At 72.3% G+C, this 18,227-nt stretch carries 20 protein-coding genes; 6 read left to right on the top strand and 14 right to left on the bottom strand.

All coding sequences use genetic code 11. The features are described 5' to 3' along the window. Positions 1–15: 15 nt before the first annotated feature. On the top strand, positions 16–354 hold the full coding sequence (locus ACRAKF_RS03660; RefSeq protein WP_447035345.1) for an SAV_915 family protein: 339 nt from the start codon (positions 16–18) through the stop codon (positions 352–354). Here ACRAKF_RS03660 and purB read toward each other — a convergent pair. Continuing rightward, positions 351–1,793: an adenylosuccinate lyase gene (purB, locus tag ACRAKF_RS03655; protein ID WP_447035344.1), complete on the bottom strand. Its 1,443-nt coding sequence runs from the start codon at positions 1,791–1,793 to the stop codon at positions 351–353. The genes ACRAKF_RS03660 and purB overlap by 4 nt on opposite strands. A 69-nt stretch (positions 1,794–1,862) precedes the next feature. Beyond that, positions 1,863–2,642 carry an SGNH/GDSL hydrolase family protein gene (locus ACRAKF_RS03650; protein ID WP_447035343.1) on the bottom strand — a complete coding sequence of 260 codons (780 nt, stop codon included), beginning with the start codon at positions 2,640–2,642 and terminating at the stop codon, positions 1,863–1,865. 96 nt (positions 2,643–2,738) lie between these two features. Here ACRAKF_RS03650 and ACRAKF_RS03645 point away from each other — a divergent pair, with 96 nt between their 5' ends. Then, positions 2,739–2,987 (top strand): holin, encoded by a 249-nt coding sequence (locus tag ACRAKF_RS03645; protein WP_447035342.1) that lies wholly within the window; start codon positions 2,739–2,741, stop codon positions 2,985–2,987. A 2-nt stretch (positions 2,988–2,989) separates the two neighbouring features. Here ACRAKF_RS03645 and ACRAKF_RS03640 read toward each other — a convergent pair whose 3' ends face one another. From ACRAKF_RS03640 to ACRAKF_RS03620, 5 genes are all read right to left on the bottom strand, one after another. Next, the gene (locus tag ACRAKF_RS03640; RefSeq protein WP_447035341.1) at positions 2,990–4,003 is read right to left on the bottom strand and encodes a hemolysin family protein; all 1,014 of its coding nucleotides are present in this window, start codon (positions 4,001–4,003) and stop codon (positions 2,990–2,992) included. Further along, positions 4,000–5,331 (bottom strand): hemolysin family protein, encoded by a 1,332-nt coding sequence (locus ACRAKF_RS03635; protein WP_447035340.1) that lies wholly within the window; start codon positions 5,329–5,331, stop codon positions 4,000–4,002. The genes ACRAKF_RS03640 and ACRAKF_RS03635 overlap by 4 nt, the downstream gene beginning before the upstream one ends. 263 nt (positions 5,332–5,594) lie before the next feature. Further along, on the bottom strand, positions 5,595–6,020 hold the full coding sequence (locus tag ACRAKF_RS03630; protein WP_447035339.1) for a GNAT family N-acetyltransferase: 426 nt from the start codon (positions 6,018–6,020) through the stop codon (positions 5,595–5,597). Between the two features lie 96 nt (positions 6,021–6,116). Next, complete coding sequence (locus tag ACRAKF_RS03625) at positions 6,117–8,681, bottom strand: ABC transporter permease (RefSeq protein ID WP_447035338.1); 2,565 nt, start codon at positions 8,679–8,681, stop codon at positions 6,117–6,119. A gap of 13 nt (positions 8,682–8,694) precedes the next feature. Next, positions 8,695–9,522, bottom strand: a complete 828-nt coding sequence (locus ACRAKF_RS03620) for an ABC transporter ATP-binding protein (RefSeq protein WP_447035336.1) — start codon at positions 9,520–9,522, stop codon at positions 8,695–8,697. 163 nt (positions 9,523–9,685) lie between these two features. Between ACRAKF_RS03620 and ACRAKF_RS03615 the strand changes: the two genes are divergently transcribed. After that, entirely contained in the window at positions 9,686–9,979 is a 294-nt protein-coding gene (locus ACRAKF_RS03615; protein WP_447035335.1) for a toxin-antitoxin system HicB family antitoxin, read from the top strand. 4 nt (positions 9,980–9,983) lie between these two features. Continuing rightward, positions 9,984–10,355: a fic family toxin-antitoxin system, toxin component gene (locus ACRAKF_RS03610; protein WP_447035334.1), complete on the top strand. Its 372-nt coding sequence runs from the start codon at positions 9,984–9,986 to the stop codon at positions 10,353–10,355. Positions 10,356–10,416: 61 nt separating this feature from the next. On the opposite strand, the gene ACRAKF_RS03605 is transcribed toward ACRAKF_RS03610, so the two are convergent. From ACRAKF_RS03605 to bioB, 4 genes are all read right to left on the bottom strand, one after another. Beyond that, positions 10,417–11,088 (bottom strand): class I SAM-dependent methyltransferase, encoded by a 672-nt coding sequence (locus ACRAKF_RS03605; RefSeq protein WP_447035333.1) that lies wholly within the window; start codon positions 11,086–11,088, stop codon positions 10,417–10,419. A gap of 135 nt (positions 11,089–11,223) precedes the next feature. Continuing rightward, a complete protein-coding gene (bioD, locus tag ACRAKF_RS03600) occupies positions 11,224–11,952 on the bottom strand; it encodes a dethiobiotin synthase (protein ID WP_447035332.1) in 729 nt (242 codons plus the stop codon). Position 11,953: 1 nt separating this feature from the next. After that, positions 11,954–13,243 (bottom strand): adenosylmethionine--8-amino-7-oxononanoate transaminase, encoded by a 1,290-nt coding sequence (locus ACRAKF_RS03595; RefSeq protein WP_447035331.1) that lies wholly within the window; start codon positions 13,241–13,243, stop codon positions 11,954–11,956. After that, positions 13,236–14,429: a biotin synthase BioB gene (bioB, locus tag ACRAKF_RS03590; protein ID WP_447035330.1), complete on the bottom strand. Its 1,194-nt coding sequence runs from the start codon at positions 14,427–14,429 to the stop codon at positions 13,236–13,238. The genes ACRAKF_RS03595 and bioB overlap by 8 nt, the downstream gene beginning before the upstream one ends. A gap of 120 nt (positions 14,430–14,549) precedes the next feature. Here bioB and ACRAKF_RS03585 point away from each other — a divergent pair, with 120 nt between their 5' ends. Beyond that, positions 14,550–15,737, top strand: a complete 1,188-nt coding sequence (locus tag ACRAKF_RS03585) for an 8-amino-7-oxononanoate synthase (RefSeq protein WP_447035329.1) — start codon at positions 14,550–14,552, stop codon at positions 15,735–15,737. Between the two features lie 40 nt (positions 15,738–15,777). Here the strand turns inward: ACRAKF_RS03585 and ACRAKF_RS03580 are convergent, their stop codons facing one another. Both ACRAKF_RS03580 and ACRAKF_RS03575 read right to left on the bottom strand, forming a co-directional pair. After that, positions 15,778–16,002, bottom strand: coding sequence for a DUF397 domain-containing protein (locus ACRAKF_RS03580; RefSeq protein WP_447035328.1), 225 nt, complete (start codon positions 16,000–16,002; stop codon positions 15,778–15,780). Then, complete coding sequence (locus tag ACRAKF_RS03575) at positions 15,999–16,874, bottom strand: helix-turn-helix domain-containing protein (RefSeq protein ID WP_447035326.1); 876 nt, start codon at positions 16,872–16,874, stop codon at positions 15,999–16,001. Before ACRAKF_RS03575 ends, ACRAKF_RS03580 begins: the two co-directional genes overlap by 4 nt. A gap of 271 nt (positions 16,875–17,145) precedes the next feature. On the opposite strand from ACRAKF_RS03575, the gene ACRAKF_RS03570 reads away from it, so the two are divergent. After that, positions 17,146–17,598, top strand: coding sequence for an ATP-binding protein (locus tag ACRAKF_RS03570; protein ID WP_447035325.1), 453 nt, complete (start codon positions 17,146–17,148; stop codon positions 17,596–17,598). Between the two features lie 34 nt (positions 17,599–17,632). Here the strand turns inward: ACRAKF_RS03570 and ACRAKF_RS03565 are convergent, their stop codons facing one another. Next, on the bottom strand, positions 17,633–18,208 hold the full coding sequence (locus tag ACRAKF_RS03565; protein ID WP_447035324.1) for a DUF6328 family protein: 576 nt from the start codon (positions 18,206–18,208) through the stop codon (positions 17,633–17,635). Positions 18,209–18,227 lie beyond the last annotated feature (19 nt).

Here is an 18,227-nt window from a genome sequence, read left to right as displayed (position 1 = left end):
CTCCGGAGGAACCCCATGGCAGAGCTCCTGCTCGGCGAGGACCCCGGGCCCTGCGAACCCGGCCCGGCCGGGCGGCTCTTCGTCCCCGTCCGGCCGGGACCCGCGGGCCGCGTCGCCCGCCTGTTCCGTACCCCCGTCGGCGGGCGCACCGCCGTCGCCTTCACCACGCCGCATCTCCTCGGCGCCGTCCTGGGCGCCCGCGAGCCGTGGATCGGCCTCGCCGAGCCGGCCCTGCGCGCGCTCATCGAGCCCCTGGGCGTCACGGGCATCACGGTCGACCCGGCCCTGGTCGCCCAGGACGCCAACCGGGCGGGCGCCGCCCCGGGGCCCTCACCATGCGCTCCGAGGAGCTAGAGGATCGCGCCCGGCGTGTAGGCGGCGGCCTCCGGGTGCTCCTTGAGGAGCGCCTCGATCTGCGCGACCACCGTGGCGACCTGCGCGCTCGCCGCGCCCGTGAAGGACAGCTTGTCGGCCATCAGCTCGTCGAGCTGCGCGCGGTCCAGCGGGATACGGGAGTCCGCGGCGAGCTTGTCGAGCAGTTCGTTGCGCTCGGCGCCCTGCTCGCGCATCGCGAGCGCGGAGGCGACCGCGTTCTCCTTGATGGCCTCGTGGGCCTCCTCGCGGCCGACGCCCGCCCGCACCGAGGCCATGAGGACCTTGGTGGTGGCGAGGAAGGGGAGGTAGCGGTCCAGCTCGCGCGCGACGACGGCGGGGAAGGCGCCGAACTCGTCGAGGACGGTCAGGAACGTCTCCAGAAGGCCGTCGAGCGCGAAGAACGCGTCGGGCAGGGCGACCCGGCGCACGACCGAGCAGGAGACGTCGCCCTCGTTCCACTGGTCGCCGGCCAGCTCGCCGGTCATCGAGGCGTAGCCGCGCAGGATGACGGTGAGGCCGTTGACGCGCTCGCAGGAGCGGGTGTTCATCTTGTGCGGCATCGCGGACGAGCCGACCTGGCCCGGCTTGAAGCCCTCGGTGACCAGCTCGTGGCCCGCCATCAGACGGATCGTCTTGGCGAGCGAGGAGGGCGCGGAGGCGATCTGCACCAGGGCGGTGACGACCTCGTAGTCGAGCGAGCGCGGGTAGACCTGGCCGACGGAGGTGAACGCGCTGTCGAAGCCGAGGTGCCCGGCGATGCGTCCTTCGAGGTCGGTGAGCTTGTCGGCGTCGCCGCCGAGCAGGTCCAGCATGTCCTGGGCGGTGCCGACCGGGCCCTTGATGCCGCGCAGCGGGTAGCGGCCGAGGAGGTCGTCCAGGCGGCGATGGGCGACGAGCAGCTCGTCGGCGCCGGACGCGAAGCGCTTGCCCAGCGTCGTCGCCTGCGCGGCGACGTTGTGCGAGCGGCCCGCCATGACCAGCTCGCCGTACTCACCGGCGAGCCGGCCGAGGCGGGCCAGGACGGCGACGGTACGGCTACGGATCAGCTCCAGGGAGAGCCGGATCTGGAGCTGCTCGACGTTCTCGGTGAGGTCGCGCGAGGTCATGCCCTTGTGGACGTGCTCGTGCCCGGCGAGGGCGTTGAACTCCTCGATGCGGGCCTTCACGTCGTGGCGCGTGACCTTCTCGCGCTCGGCGATGGAGGCCAGGTCGACCTGGTCGAGCACCCGCTCGTAGTCGGCGATGGCGGCGTCCGGGACCTCGATCCCGAGGTCCTTCTGCGCGCGCAGCACGGCGAGCCAGAGCTGACGCTCCAGCTTCACCTTCTGCTCGGGCGACCAGAGGGTGGCGAGCTCGGCGGAGGCATAACGTCCGGCGAGGACGTTCGGGATACGGGGCTTTGCAGGCGCGGCAGTCACGTGACCTGATTCTACTGGGCATTCATGCAGGCCAGCGCCACGCCCCTGTTCGTCGGAAGCTACGAGAGTTCAGGGGCGCAGTTCTTCCCAGGGCAGCAGGTCGGGGCGCTTGGGCGGCAGACCGTCCCCGGAGGAGCGGCCGGTCAGCCGGCGCACGACCCACGGCGCGAGGTACTGCCTGGCGAACCGCGCGTCGGCGACGCGGCGCGCGGCCCAGTTCGGCGGCGCCACGGCGGCCAGCGGGGTCTGCCAGTCCTCCTGTGGCGGATGCCCGAGGGCCTGCCACACGGCCTCGGCGATCCTGCGGTGCCCCTCCGCGGTGGGGTGCAGCCGGTCGACGTCCCAGAGGCGCTGATCGCCGAGGACGGCCGCGCCGTACAGGTCCACGACCAGGGCGCCGTGCCGCGCGGCCAGGTTGTCGATGTGCGTGAAGAGCGCCTCCATGCGGGGGCGGAAACGCTCCATCACCGGCCCGTTCCGGCCGGGGCTGCGCATCAGCACGAGCTGCTCGCAGGAGGGCGCGAGCCGTTCCACGGCCTCTTCGAGGAGGTCGCACACGCGGTTCATGTCGCACTTGGGGCGCAGGGTGTCGTTGAGCCCGCCCACCAGGGTGACCACGTCGGCCCGCATCTCCGCGGCGACACCCACCTGCTCGGCGACGATCTGCCCGATGAGCTTGCCGCGCACCGCGAGGTTCGCGTACCGGAAGCCGGGGCTCTGGGCGGCCATCCGGCCGGCCAGGATGTCGGCCCAGCCGCGGTAGGTGCCGTCGGGCAGGAGGTCCGACATGCCCTCGGTGAAGGAGTCGCCGACCGCGACCAGACTGTTGTATTTGGCATTCATCTGCATGGCGTCTGCGATGGTAACCCGACGCGGCCGTTCCCAGCGCGGCTCGGCGGCGGTATGCCATAAGGCACGCCGTCGTCGTGAGAGAGCGAGCCCGCCATGTGGACCGCAGCCTTCTGGAAAGCCACCGCGGAACGCGCGCTCCGCACCTTCGCCCAGGCGTTCGCCGCCATCCTGGCCGCCGGGGCGACCAGCCTCCTGGACGTCGAGTGGGGCGCGGCCCTCGCGACGGCCGGTCTCGCGGCGCTGCTCGCCGTCCTGACGGCGATCGGCGCCTCGGAGGCCGGGGCCAAGGGCCCCGGCCTCCTGGAAGAGCCGGTCGGCAGCAGGTCCGCGCCGCGCGGGTGACGTCAGACCGGCTGGCCGAAGAGCTCGCGCAGCACGTCCTCCATCGTGACCATGCCGGCCAGCCGGCCGTCGGAGCCGCGTACGGCGGCCACATGCGTACGGCTGCCGCGCATCGCGGTCAGCACGTCGTCCAGCGGCGTGGTCTCGCGCACCTGGGCGATCTTCCGCATGTCCGGCACCCGGAACGGCAGGTCCTGCGGCATCCGGTCCAGCGCGTCCTTGACGTGCAGATAGCCGACGATGCGGCGTCCCTCGTCGACGACGGGAAAGCGGGAGAACCCGGACTCCGCGGAGAGACGTTCCAGACCCTCCGGAGTGACGCCCACGCGCGCGTAGACGACGTTCTCCAGCGGCAGGACCACGTCCTTGACCGGGCGGCGGCCCAGTTCGAGCGCGTCGTGCAGACGCTCCCGCGCGCGGTCGTCGATCAGCCCCGCGTCGCCGGAGTCCCTGACCATGCGGGCCAGGTCCTCGTCGGAGAAACTCGCCGACACCTCGTCCTTGGTCTCCACGCGCATCAGCTTCAGCAGACCGTTGGCGAACGCGTTGATCGCGAAGATCACCGGCCGCAGCGCCCGTGCCAGCGCCACCAGGGGCGGCCCGAGCAGCAGCGCCGTGCGCACCGGCTCCGCGAGCGCGATGTTCTTCGGGACCATCTCGCCGAGCAGCATGTGCAGATACGTCGCCACGGTCAGCGCGATGACGAACGAGATCAGGTGGACCAGGCCGTGCGGCACGCCCACCCAGTCGAACAGGGGCTCAAGGAGATGCGCGATCGCGGGCTCCGCGACGACACCGAGCACCAGGGTGCACAGCGTGATGCCGAGCTGGGCCGCCGCGAGCAGCGCCGACACGTGCTTGAGCCCCCACATCACGCTCTTGGCGCGCCGGTCGCCCTCCTCGGCCCGCGGCTCGATCTGGCTGCGGCGCACGGAGATGAGCGCGAACTCGGCGCCCACGAAGAACGCGTTGACGACGAGCGTCGCCAGACCGATCAGCAACTGGATGGCGGTCATCGGGCGTCCTCCTGGTCATCGGCGGCGAGCGGGGCGTGCAGCAGCACGCGCGCCGCGCGCCGTCCGGTGGCGTCCTGGACGACCAGGCGCCAGCCACCGACCTCGAAACCGTCACCCTCGGCGGGAATCCGCCCGAGCTCGGTCGCGACGAGCCCGGCGAGCGTTTCGTAGGGCCCCTCGGGCGCGCGCAGGCCGACCCGCGCGAGCTGGTCCGTACGGGCGGCACCGTCGGCGGACCAGAGCGTCCTGCCGTCCTCGTCCGTGCCCGCGGGCGCAATGTCGGGCGTCTCGTGCGGGTCGTGCTCGTCGCGCACCTCGCCGACAACCTCCTCGACGATGTCCTCCAGGGTCGCGACGCCCGCGGTGCCGCCGTACTCGTCGATGACCACGGCCATCGTGCGCTTGCCGGAGAGCCGGTCGAGCAGGCGGTCGACGGTCAGCGACTCCGGTACGAGCAGCGGCTCGCGCATCAACTCGGCGACCGACGCGCGTGGCCTGCGTTCGGCCGGCACGGCGAGGACGTCCTTGATGTGTGCCACGCCGACGACGGAGTCGAGGTTGCCGCGGTAGACGGGGAACCGGGAGAGGCCGGTCGCGCGCGTGGCGTTCGCGACGTCCTCGCAGGTGGCGTGCACGTCGAGCGCGATGACCTGCACGCGCGGCGTCATCACGTTCTCCGCGCTGAGGTCGGCGAGGTTCAGCGTACGGACGAACAGCTCGGCGGTGTCCGCCTCCAGCGCGCCCTCCTTGACGGAGTGCCTGGCCAGGGCCACGAGCTCCTTGGGGCCGCGCGCGGAGGCCAGCTCCTCGGCGGGCTCGATGCCGAAGCGGCGTACGGAACGGTTCGCGGTGTTGTTCAGATGCGCGATGAACGGCCGGAAGGCGGCGCTGAACAGGCGCTGGGCCGTCGCGACCCGCTTGGCCACGGCGAGCGGCGAGGAGATCGCCCAGTTCTTGGGGACCAGCTCGCCGATGACCATCAGGAAGACCGTCGACAGCGCCGTGCCCATGACCAGGGCCACCGAGGACGACGCCGAGTCCGGCAGGCCCAGGTCACGCAGCGGGCCCGCGATGAGCTTGGCGATCGAGGGCTCGGAGAGCATGCCGACCACCAGGTTGGTGACGGTGATGCCGAGCTGCGCGCCGGAGAGCTGGAACGTGAGGTTCTTGGTCGCCTTGAGGGCGCCGGCGGCGCCGCGCTCGCCGCGGTCGACGGCTCGTTCGAGCTCGCTGCGCTCGACCGTCGTGAGGGAGAACTCCGCCGCGACGAAGACACCACAGGCCAGGCAGAGCAGCACCGCCACGAGGAGCAGAAGCACTTCGGTCATCGGGTCACCTCCGTCCCATGATCAGGCAGGGTGGGGAGGAACGCGCGATGTCGGGTACTGGGAGGCTCGCCCATGGACGGACGCTCACACCTTTCAGACGAGGGGTACGGGTGACCGCTCCATGGTAAAGGGTCAGCAAAACAGCTCGCGTACGTCGGTGGGCGCGGGCTCGGGGTCGGGCTGCTCATCCCGCCCGTGTACCCGGCCCGCGCGCGTCCGTCCGTACCCGGTCTGTGACGTGCCGCACCCGCCGGCCGTGACCCTCAGTCCGTGAGGTGCTTCACCCAGCGGGACCACTGCGGCTGGAGGGAGTAGCCCGCCGCGCGCCAGGTGTGGTGGGCGAGCTCGTTGCGGTCGAGGACCATCGCGTCGCCGCGCCGCCCGCCGAGGCGTACGAACCGCTCCTCCGCCGCGGCGAGCAGCGCGGAGCCCACGCCCCGACGGCGGTGCCCGGGGTGGACGGCCAGGCGGTACAGATGGCAGCGCCAGCCGTCGAAGCCCGCGATGACCGTGCCCGCGAGCTCCCCGTCACGCTCGGCGAGGATCAGCGCCTCGGGGTCACGGCCGACGAGCCGCTCCACGCCGGAGCGGTCGTCGCTGATGCTGGTCCCCTCGGCTGCCACCTTCCAGAAGGCGAGCACCGCGTCGAGATCACCGGGCTCGGCGGCCCGTATCCGAAGATCGTCCATGGCTCTCATCCCACCACCGCGGCGGGTGGGGGGTGCGGGGTTTTCACGATGCGGACGGTGCTTCGCGCGCGGCGGGGAGCCACAGGGCGCTGCCCCTCACTCGTGCGCGATCGCCGCCAGTACGTTCATCCGCGACGCCCGCAGCGCCGGAAGCAGGGCCGCCGCGAGACCGACGACCACCGAGCCGAGCACCACCGCCAGGATCGTCGGCCAGGGGAAAGCCAGCTCCTTCATGCCCTGGAGCGCCAGGACCTGCTGTACGGCGACGCCCCAGACCAGGCCGAGCGCCAGCCCGAGGAGGGCCCCGAAGACGGCGATCACCACCGACTCCAGGCGGATCATCCGCCGCAGCTGACGCCTGCCGAGCCCGATGGCGCGCAGCAGTCCGATCTCCCGGGTGCGCTCCACGACCGAGAGGGCCAGCGTGTTGACCACGCCGAGGACGGCGATGACGATCGCGAGGCCGAGCAGGGCGTAGACGAGGTAGAGCATCACGGCGATCTGCCCGCGGATGAGTTCCTTGTAGTCGGCCTGGTCGCGGACCTGCACCTGCGGATACGGATCGAGGGCCTTCTCCAGGCGCTCGCGCAGCGCGTCCGGGTCCGTCCCGGCGGCGGCGTTGACGTACACGGCGGAGTCCTGGCCACCGGGCACGTACTTCTCGACCGTGCCGAGCCCCAGGAAGATCCCGCCCTCGATGCCGAACCCCTCGGGCGCCTCCTGATCGGTGAGGGCGCCCACCGTCAGCGTGGCCTTCCGCTTCTCCGGGAACGTCACGGACAGCTCGTCGCCGAGGCGCACCCGGTGCTCCGCCGCGAACTCCTTGTCCATGCCGATGTGCCCCGGCGCGAGCGCGGCCCGCGAACTCCCCTCGGCATAGGTCACCTTGGCGACGTCGTCGAGCCGCGGATCGTAGCCCGCGGCGGTCGACTCGACCTTCTCGCCGTCGGGCAGCGACAGTTCGAGGGGGGCGAAACGCTGGCGTACGACGAGACCGGCGCCCCCGATGTCCTCGACCTTCGCGGTGATCTCCGGCGAGAAGGGCATGAAGTTGCTGTTCTGCACGACGAAGTCGGCGCCGAGCGTGGCGTCGATCTGCTTGTCGAAGGACTTCGTCATCGACGCGCTCGCCACGGAGAGGCCGCCGACCAGCGCGATGCCCACCATCAGCGCGGCGGCCGTCGCGCCGGTCCTGCGCGGATTGCGCAGCGCGTTGCGCTGGCTCATCCGGCCCACCGAGCCGAAGACGGCGGGGAACGCCCCGCCGAGCACCCGGATCACCGGCCGTACCAGGAGGGGCCCCGCGATGACGGTGGCGACGAGGCTCAGGACGATGCCGAGGCCCAGCAGGGAAGCCGCCGTCGAGGTCTTCTCGGCCGCGGCGCAGCCGATGAGCGCGGCGGCCCCGCCCAGCGCGACGACGGAGCCCACCACGGCCCGCACCTTCAACGGCCGCCCCACCCCGGCGATCTCGGCGTCCGCGAGCGCCGCCATCGGCGAGACGTGCGCGGCCCGGCGCGCCGGGAGGTACGCGGCGACGAACGTGACACCGACCCCGACGACGTACGACGCCACGGGGGTCACCCAGGTCACGACCATCTCCGTGGACTTCAGGTTCATCCCCAGGACGCCCATCAGCTCGATGAGGCCCAGGGCGAGGCCGACGCCGACGGCGAGTCCCAGCGTGGAGCCGGCCAGGCCGAGCAGCAGGGCCTCGATGAGCACGGAGCGGCGCACCTGGCTGCGGTCGGCGCCGAGGGCCCGCAGCAGGCCGAGCTCGCGGGTGCGCTGCGCGATCAGCATGGAGAAGGTGTTGACGATCAGGAAGATGCCGACGAGGACGGCGATACCGGCGAAGCCGAGCATCACGTACTTGATGATGTCCAGGAAGCCGCCCAGGTCGGAGGCGGCGGAGTCGGCCTGCTCGTCGGCGGTCTCCAGGGTGTGGCCGGAGCCCACCTCGGCGGCGATGCGCCGCTTGAGGGCGGTGTCGTCGACGCCGTCGGCGGCGGTCACCGAGACGCTCGTCGCCTCCTTGACCGAGCCGAGCAGTCCGCGTTGGGCGCTCTTTGTCTCCAGGAAGACGAGGGCCGCTCCCGGGTTGGTGGCGGTGAAGGTGGCGATGCCGACGATCTCGACCTCGAAGGAGCCGGGGCGGGCGAGGACGGTGAGGGTGTCGCCGATCTCCACGTTCTTCTTGTCGGCCGTGTCCGCGTCCAGGATCGCCTGGCCCGCGCCGCGCGGGGCGTGGCCCGAGGTGAGCTTCACCGGGCTGCGGTCGGTGACGTACCAGTTCGTGGCGATGGTCGGCGCGCCGGTCGTCGACCCCACGGGGTCGTTGTCGCGGTCGACGACGGTGACGTTGTCGACGGAGACGTCCAGGTGCGCGTCGGCGACGCCCTCGACCCTCGCCACCCGCTCCCGCAGGCTCGCGGGCACCGTCGGGGTCCGCCCCGACGGCACGGCCTCGTCGAGGTCGTCCTCCGGGCCGATCATGACGTCGGCCGACGTGGAGGCGAACAGCCGGTCGAAGGTGCGGCTCACGGTGTCCGAGAAGATCAGGCTGCCGGCCACGAACGCCACCGAGAGGAGGACGGCGAGGGCGGAGAGCGCGAGCCGGCCCTTGTGCGCGAGGAAGCTTCTGAGCGTCGCCTTCAGCACGGCAGCCCCCGGTTCAGCTCTGCTCGGTGGTGCCGTCGGAGGGTGCCGGGCCGTCGGGCGGTACCGCGCCCAGGGCGTCGAACCGTTTCATGCGTTCGAGCACCCCGTCGGCCGTCGGGCGTGCCATGTCGTCCACGATCCGCCCGTCGCCGAGGAAGAGAACCAGGTCGGAGGTGGCGGCGGCGCTCGGGTCATGGGTCACCATGACCACGGTCTGGCCCAGTTGGTCGACCGCCTCGCGCAGGAATCCGAGCACTTCGAGGCCCGCCCGGGAGTCGAGGTTGCCCGTCGGCTCGTCGGCGAAGATCAGCTCCGGTCTGGAGGCCAGCGCCCGCGCGCAGGCCACGCGCTGCTGCTGTCCGCCGGAGAGTTGCGCGGGCCGGTGCTTGAGGCGGTCCCGCAGTCCCAGGGTGTCGATGACGTGCTCCAGCCAGTCGCGGTCGGGCCGCTGCCCGGCGATGTCCATCGGGAGCGTGATGTTCTCCAGGGCGTTGAGCGTGGGGATGAGGTTGAAGGACTGGAACATGAAGCCGACGCGGTCCCGCCGCAGCCGGGTCAGCTCCCGCTCCTTGAGCCCCGTGATCTCCGTGTCGCCCAGCCACACCTGCCCCGCCGATACGTTGTCGAGCCCGGCGAGGCAGTGCATGAGGGTGGACTTGCCCGAGCCCGAGGGCCCCATGACGGCCGTGAAGCGCTCGCGTGCGATGTCCACGTCGACCGAGTCCAGGGCCAGCACGGTCGTCTCGCCCGAGCCGTAGGCCTTGGTGAGCCCGCGGGCGCGCGCGGCGGTTCCGGCGGCTCCCGGCCGGCCCGTGGACGGTGCCGAAGCAGGTGTGGACAAGGCGGCCTCCTGGTGTGTGGCCGTTCCAACTCCCGTGTATGCGCGAACAGTAGTGGGGCGGGACCGGTCCCGGTATCCCTCCGAGGTCGGGGTGCCGGGACGCATGTAAGGGGCACGATCCGGCGCCCTTGTCGTGATAGCACCTCGGCGCTAGCTTGAAGGAATGGCGAAGACTCAGCTGAACGTACGGGTGGACGAGGACACCGCTCGGGCCGCCCGGGAGCGCGCCTTGGCCCGAGGCATCAGCGTCAACCGCTACATAGAGGAACTCGTGAAACAGGACGCCGGAGAGATCGGCCACACGTTCGTCGAGGCCGCCGCCGATTTCATGAAGCAGTACGAGAGCGTCTTCGCCGAGGAGTTCGGCCAGGACCGCGAGGGCAGCCGCGCGGTCAGCGAGGCTCCCGTACGCCACCTGCACGACGCCACGCGCCCGTTCGGTGAAGATCGCCGTTGAGCCGTTGAACCTCAGAATCGATCTTGCCTGGCTCCTGATGATCGCCGAACACAAGACGCCCGGGGACCCGGCGGTCACCGACTGGGGCGCGCTCGTCGCCGCCGTCAGCCGGCACGAGGCGGAGATATTCGGCATCCCCGTCTACGAGACACCGCACGACCGGGCCGCCGCGCTCCTCCAGATCCTGCTGCACATCCCCGCGCTCGAACGCTCCAACGCGCTCTTCGCCGCCTCCGTGGCCTACGCCTATCTCGTCTCCAGCGGCACCAAGGTCGTCACCTCTCCCGAGCAGGTGCGCGACCTGGCCCGCCTGGTGAAGGAGGACGGCGCGAGCGTGCACGCCATCGCGGAGGAACTGCGCCGGTGGAGCCTGTGAACGGCGGGCCCCGCGCGGCGGACACCATGGGTCAGGACACCGCGGGTCAGGACACCGTGCGTCAGGACAGCTCCGGCCGCCGCGCCGTGCCGAGCACGCAGTACGAGAAGGGCAGGCGCGGCCCCTTCGCGGGCACCAGGAACCGCCGGTAGGGGCCGACGTCGAAGCCCGCGTCGACCAGGGACTCCACGGGGCTCCGCGCGACGTGACAGCCGCCGCACAGCGGCGGCCACACCGTGCGGTCCAGGACCCGCTGGGCGGTCGCCATCAGGGTGCCCGGCGCCCGGCCGTGCTCGAAGAAGCGCAGCTCACCGCCGGGCCGCAGCACCCGGTGCAGCTCACCGAGCGCCCGCCGCACGTCCCGCACGCTGCACAGCACCAGGGAGACGACGGCCGCGTCGAAGGCCTCGCTCTTGACGGGCAGCGCCTCGGCGGCGCCCGGCACCACGTCGACCGGCACGTCGGCACGGTGCGCCGCCTCCATGGCCAGCTTCCTCAGCAGGCGCTCCGGTTCGATCGCCACGACCTCGGAGACCGCGCCCGGGTAGTGCGGGAAGTTGAGCCCGTTGCCCGCCCCGACCTCGATCACCCGGCCACTGAGCCCGGCGAGCAGCTCCTTGCGGTGAGCGGAGAGCACGCGCTCCGCGGCCACGCTCTGGCGGGCGTAGAAGCGGGCGAAGACGGGGTGGTGCACGGCGTCCTTGGACGCCGTCCTTGCGGAGCGCGGAGACATGGGCCCTCCTCGGCGGGGCGAGCTGTTACCGCAATGCTGCCCAGGCGCGGCCCGAATTCCCCTGTCCGCGGCCAGGAGCCGTGCGCCGGGGCGACGGACTTCACCCCAGCGCACGCACCGTGACCAGGCCCTGTCTCAGCGCCCTGCCGGTGCCTCCCGCAGCGTGAAGGACTCCGCGTCCCACGTGCCCCCCAGCTCCGGCGAGAGCCACTCGACGGCCGCCGCGCGGAAGGCGCCGCCGTCGAGGGCGCCCGCCCCCCGCGGGACCGCGCCGAGGAGGGGTGCGCCCGCCGCCCGGGGCAGATCGGCGAGGTTGCAGCGGGAGGCCAGGTCGGGGGTGGCCGGCCAGCTCCCGATGGCGACGCCGAGCTGCCGGACGCCCCGCGTGAGCAGGGCCTCGGCCGTCAGCGCCGTCGTGTTCAGGGTGCCGAGGCCCGCCGAGGCCACCACCAGGACGGGGGCGTCGAGGAGCCGCGCGGCGTCGGCGAGCGTGCCGCCCTCGTCGTCGAGGCGGACCAGGAGACCGCCTGCCCCCTCGACCAGGACGAGGTCGTGCTCGGTCGCCAGCTTCCCGGCCGCGTCGGCGACCTCGTACGGGCGCACCTGCGCCATCCCGGCCCGCCTCGCCGCGGTGTCCGGCGCCAGCGGCTCGGGAAAGCGGGCCAGTTCGAGCGTGGTGATGCCGCCGCCCGCGAGCCGCGTCACCTCCTGGACGTCGCCGGCCTCCCCGGGGGCGACCCCGGTCTGCGCGGGCTTGAGCACCGCGACGCTCCGGCCGGCCGCCAGGGCGGCGGCGGCCACCGCGGCCGTCGTCACCGTCTTGCCGATCTCCGTGCCCGTACCGGACACCACGATCACCGTCATGTCAGCCCTCCTTCGCCGCCGCGCGGACCGCGCGCGCGATGCGTGCCACGTCGTCGTCGCCCGTGACGAACGGCGGCATCGTGTAGACCAGATCCCGGAACGGCCGCAGCCACACGCCTTCGCGCACCGCCGCCCGGGTCGCCGCGGCCATGTCCACCGGGTGGTCGAGCTGGACGACGCCGATCGCCCCCAGGACGCGGACGTCCCGTACCCCGGGCAGACCGGCCGCCTCGGCGAGGCCCTCGCGCAGCCCCGTCTCGACGCGCTTGACCTCGCCCTGCCAGTCCTGCCCGAGCAGCAGGTCGATCGAGGCGCCGGCCACCGCCGCGGCCAGCGGGTTGCCCATGAACGTCGGCCCGTGGGCCAGGACAGGGACCTCGCCGCGTGAGATGCCGTCCGCGACCCGGGCCGTGCACAGCGTCGCCGCCAGGGTCAGATAGCCGCCGGTCAGCGCCTTGCCGACACACATCACGTCGGGCGTGACCTGCGCGTGGTCCGCGGCGAACAGCGCGCCGGTGCGGCCGAAGCCCGTGGCGATCTCGTCGAAGACCAGGAGCACGTCGTGCGCGTCGCACGCCTCGCGCAGCACGCGCAGATACCGGGGGGAGTGGAACCGCATCCCGCCCGCGCCCTGCACCACGGGCTCCACGATCACCGCGGCCAGTTCCCCCGCGTGGCGCTCGATCAGCTCCCGCAGATGGTCCGCGTACGACTCCTCGTAGGCGTCCGGCGGCGCGTCCGCGAACACCTGCCGCGGCAGGACCCCCTGCCACAGCTCGTGCATGCCGCCCTCGGGGTCGCACACGGACATCGGCTGCCAGGTGTCGCCGTGGTAGCCGCCGCGCCACGTCAGCAGCCGCCGCTTCTCGGGGCGGCCGAGGGAACGCCAGTGCTGGAGGCACATCTTCACCGCGACCTCGACCGCGACCGAGCCCGAGTCGGCGAGGAAGACGTGTTCGAGACCCTCGGGAGACATGTCGACAAGGCGTTTCGCGAGGGACACGGCGGGCTCGTGCGTCAGACCGCCGAACATGACGTGGCTCATCCGGTCGAGCTGACTGCGCACGGCTTCGTTCAGGACGGGGTGGTTGTAGCCGTGGATCGCCGACCACCACGACGACATCCCGTCGACCAGCTCGCCCGACCCGTCGGCGAGGCGCAGCCGCACCCCGTTCGCCGACGCCACGACCAGCGGCTCCTGGCGCCCCGGCATCGGTCCGTAGGGGTGCCACACATGGCGGCGGTCCAGTTCGACGAGTTCGTCCAGTCGGTGTTGGGGCAGGTCACGCATTGGGTGCGAGGTCCGTTCCCGCGCCTCGGCGCCGTACCGACACCAGATCCGCGCGCGCCTCGGCCGGGGTGGTCCCTGCCGCCGGCTCGCTCTCCGCCGAACCGCAAGGACCGCAGCCACCGCCCTCCTCGTGCGAGCCGCAGCCGCCCGGCGTCGCGTGTGAGCCGCGGCCCGCCGCGTCCGCCCGGTGTCGGGGCAGCGTGACCTGGTCGGTGCCCTCGACCTCGAAACCGGCGTCCGCGATCATGTCCAGGTCCGCCTGGCCCGCCTGGCCCTCGCTGGTCAGGTAGTCGCCCAGGAAGATGGAGTTGGCGAGGTGCAGGGCGAGCGGCTGCATCGAGCGCAGATGCACCTCGCGACCCCCCGCGATGCGCACCTCGACGTCCGGGCAGACGAAACGGACCATCGCGAGGATGCGCAGACAGCGCTGCGGCGTGAGGTTCCACTCCTTGGCCAGCGGGGTGCCCTCGAAGGGGATCAGGAAGTTGACCGGCACCGAGTCCGGGTCGAGCTCGCGCAGCGAGAAGACCACGTCGACCAGGTCCTCGTCGCGCTCGCCCATGCCCGCGATCAGCCCGGAGCAGGCGGAGAGCCCGGCCGCGTGCGCCTTCTGCACGGTGTCCACGCGGTCCGCGTAGGTGTGCGTCTTGGTGATGTCCGCGTACGTCGCCTCGGACGTGTTCAGGTTGTGGTTGTACGCGTCGGCGCCCGCGCCCCGCAGCCGCTCGGCCTGCCCGTCCGAGAGCAGGCCGAGACAGGCGCACACCTCGACGCCGTGGTTCTGCTCCTTGACCGCGGCGATGGTCTGCGCCACCCGGTCGACGTCACGGTCCGTCGGCCCGCGGCCGCTGGCCACCAGGCAGACCCGCTTGGCACCGCCGGCGACACCGGCCGCGGCGGCCTGCGAGGCCTCGTCCGGCTTCAGCCAGGTGTACTTGAGGATCTCGGCCTTGGAGCCGAGCCGCTGCGAACAGTACGAGCAGTCCTCCGGGCACAGGCCCGACTTGAGGTTGACCAGGTAGTTGAGTTTCACCCGACGCCCGAACCACTGCCGCCGCACCTTCGCGGCGGCGGCCACTACGTCCAGGAGATCGTCGTCGGACGTGGCCAGCACGGCCAGCGCCTCTTCACGGGTCGGCAGCTCGCGCCGAAGCCCCTTGTCCACCAGCGTGTTCAGCAGATCCATGGCGCTGATCCTTACGTACGGCAGGCTCCGGGGCCAAGGAGAGTTCGCACAACAGAAACGGATTGAGGTGTGGGTATTGCCACACCCTGGCCAGATGGCAGGACGGCTAGGGTCTGTGCAATGTCTACAAACGAGCCGGCCTCGCCGAGCCCCGCACGTACGCCGTCGGAGCGTTCGCCGTTCGAGTGGCTCGACGAGCAGGCACGGCTGCGCGCCGATGCCGGGCTCGTCCGCACCCTGCGCCCGCGCGACGCGGATGCCGCGGGCCTCCTGGATCTGGCGAGCAACGACTACCTGGGCCTGACCCGGCATCCGGAGGTCACCGAGGGCGCCGCCGCCGCGGCCCGGCTCTGGGGCGGCGGAGCCACCGGCTCCCGGCTCGTCACGGGCTCCACGCGGCTCCACGCGGACCTGGAGCGGGAACTCGCGGAGTTCTGCGGCTTCGAGGCGGCGCTCGTGCTGTCGTCCGGCTACGCGGCGAACCTCGCCGCCGTCACCGCGCTGGCCCCGCACGGCTCGCTGATCGTCTCCGACGCGGGCAACCACGCGTCGCTGATCGACGGCTGCCGGCTCGCCCGCGCCACGACGCAGGTGGTGCCGCACGCCGACCCCGACGCGGCGCGCAAGGCGCTGGACGCACACGCCGGCCCCGCCGTCCTGGTCTCCGACTCGGTGTTCTCGGTGGACGGCGACGCCGCGCCGCTCACCCGACTGGCCTCGGTCTGCCGGGAGTACGGCGCCGGGCTCGTCGTCGACGACGCCCACGGGCTCGGTGTCCTGGGCGACGGCGGCCGGGGCGCCCCGCACGCCGCGGGCCTGGCGGGAGCGGCCGACACCGTGGTCACCCTGACCCTGTCGAAGTCCTTCGGGAGCCAGGGTGGCGCCGTGCTCGGCCCCGCCAAGGTCATCGACCACCTGGTGAACGCCGCCCGCACCTTCATCTTCGACACCGGCCTCGCGCCCGCCGCTGCGGGCGCCGCGCTCGCGGCCCTGCGGCTGCTCCGACGCGAGCCCGAACGGGCCGCACGGGCCAGGCAGGTCGCCGCCGAGCTGCATCGGCGCCTGACGGCCGAGGGGCTTTCGGCGGTACGTCCGGACGCCGCCGTCGTCTCCGTGCGCGCGCCGGCGGCGGAGCCCGCCGTGCGCTGGGCGGCCGACTGCCGGGCCGCGGGCGTGGCGGTCGGCTGCTTCAGGCCGCCGTCCGTGCCGGACGGCATCTCACGGCTGCGGCTGACCGCCCGAGCGGATCTCACCGACACGCAGATCGCCGATGCCGTCGAGGTGATCAGCCGCACCGCACCTCGCTGAGGCGCTCAGGCCCCGGTCCCGGACCGGGGCCGGAGGCGGCTCACCGAAGGCTGTCGAGGAACGTCTCCCAGGGGCCGGGGGAGAAGAGCAGGGTGGATCCTTCGGTGTTCTTGGAGTCACGCACGGCCAGCAGGCGGTTCGGCCTGCCGGAGTCGAGCGTGGCCGTCTCGACGCAGTTGTTCATTCCGTTGCTGTGACTGCTGCGCCGCCATCGCGCGCCCTGCGGAGGGCTGCTGGTGCCGGCCTGCCGAGGCATTGCGGTCATGGTTCCTCCTTCGTGCCGTCGCTTAGCCCGGCGATGAAGTGTTCCGAGTCCTCGGGTGAAAGCGCCCGGTCCCGGAGGGAGTTGAAGGCCTGGGTGTAGGCCCGCAGGTCCTCTTTCCGCTCAAGGCAGAGGCTACTCGTCAAGTGGTCGAGAACAACCACATCCAGATCAGAAGTGTTCGGAAACGAAAGAATGACGAAGGGACCGGTCAGGCCCACATGCTCTCCAGAGGTGAACGGCAGCACCTGTAGTCGCACCTGCGGCAACGCGGACACCTCCCGCAACCGGGCGAGCTGCCCCGCGAAAACCTCGGGGCCGCCCACCGGTCGGCGTAAAACCGCCTCGTCGAGCACCACGCTCAGGCGCAGCGGCGGATCGGCCCGCAGGACGTCCTGACGGGCCAGGCGGACCTCCACCAGGGCGTCGACCTGCTCGTCGGGCAGGCCGCCGACCGCGGCCCTGGTCACCGCGAGGGCGTAGTCGCGGGTCTGCAGCAGACCGGGGACCACGGCCGTCTCCAGGGTGCGCATGCGGCTCGCCTGCGACTCCAGGCTGATGAAGTCGCGGTAGGCCGCGGGCAGCAGGTCGCGGTAGGCCTTCCACCAGTGGTGGCGGCCCTCACCGGCGTCTTCGGTTCCGGCCAGGGCCGCGAGCAGGTCATTGAGGCGCGGGTCCCGCACGTCGTACAGGTCGAGCAGGCGTCGCACGTCCGAGGACTTCACCCCGCTGCGGCCCGTCTCGATGCGGCTCACCTTGGACTGGTGCCAGCCGAGCCTGGCCGCCGCCTCACTGCTGGTGAGCCCGGCCTGTCCGCGCAGCGACCGCAGTTCGGCACCGAGCTGGCGTCGGCGCACCGCGGGCCCGTACTGCATGCCCGTCCCCTTCCGGACAGATCCGTCGACATCCCCGGCGGCATGGGCCGGAGTCACGGGGGACAGTAGAACAAGCTCCGACCTCGCGCCCAAATACGCTCGGTCGTTGCAGAGTTCACCGCATCGAGCGACAGATATATGCACATCTCGGTGGATCGCCACCCGAGAGCGGCCGAGCAGTGGGAGGCTGGCGCGAAGCACCAGTCCGGGACCGTCCTCGGGTCATCCGCTCCGAGTCGGAGACCGGCCCCGGTGGGAAAGGGGCGTCGCCATGGCAGATCGCAAGGAAGCATCCGTCACTCTGCCGAGCGATCCTGCCTCGGTCTCCGCGGCCAGGAAGTACGTGTCGAAGGTGCTCGCGGAGTGGGGGCTGCCGGGCGGTGCCGAGGTGGGGGACACGGTCAGACTCATCGTCTCCGAACTCGCCACCAACGCCGTGCAGCACACGCGCGGGCAGTCGCCCACGTTCACCGTGGACGTGGAGCTGGACCGGGACGAGCAACTGCGGATCGGCGTCACCGACAGCCATCCCCGCTATCCGCGCCGGCTGCCCGCGGCCGTCCAGCAGGACAACGGCCGGGGCATGGTCATCATCCGTATGCTCACCGCCGAGTGCGGCGGCCGTCTCTCGGTGAGCCCCACCGACGAGGGGGGCAAGACCGTGTGGATCGCTCTGCCCTGGACGGTGTCCGTCCAGGACGGGTCGCGCGACGCCGCGCGCTGACCGCGCATCGGTCAGTGCCGCGCCCGCGGCGCTGTCACCGGCACTGCTCCCGGCGCCAGGGCCGCGCGACGCCTCCGCGGGCCGTCACCGGAGTGAAGTGCGGGACGTCGCGTGCGGCGGCAGCCTCGGCGTGCTGCCCCGAGCGCCGCACGAGCCGCGGCAGCACGCCCCACAGCCCCACACAGACCGTCAGGGTCCCCGCGGCGGCCCCGACGCCCGCGGCCCTTCCGACCGTCACGTCCACCACGAGCAGCACGGACCCGGTCAGGGCGAGCACCAGCACGGCGAGGCCGACGGCGGCGAGGCGGGCGGAGACGCGCACGATCAGCGGCTTGACGCGCTGCTGGAACAGCGACCTGTGCAGCGCGGCGGGCGCCGTGAAGAGCGCCGCGGCGGCCACGGCGAGCAGCAGCGTCGTGACGTAGGTGCCGCGCTGCACCGCGTCGAGCGAGGGGAAGCGCGGCGTGAAGGCGAGACCGAGCAGGAAGGCGAACAGGATCTGCACGCCGGTCTGCGTGACCCGCAACTCCTGGAGCAGCTCGGCGAAGTTGCGGTCGGCGCGCTCCAACGGCGTCTCATTGCGAGCGGTGCAGGAGTAGTCGTCCGACATCCGGTACGAGTATCCGAAC

This window comes from Streptomyces sp. DSM 118878 (assembly GCF_052936595.1).
This window is presented reverse-complemented; position numbering and strand designations above follow the sequence as displayed.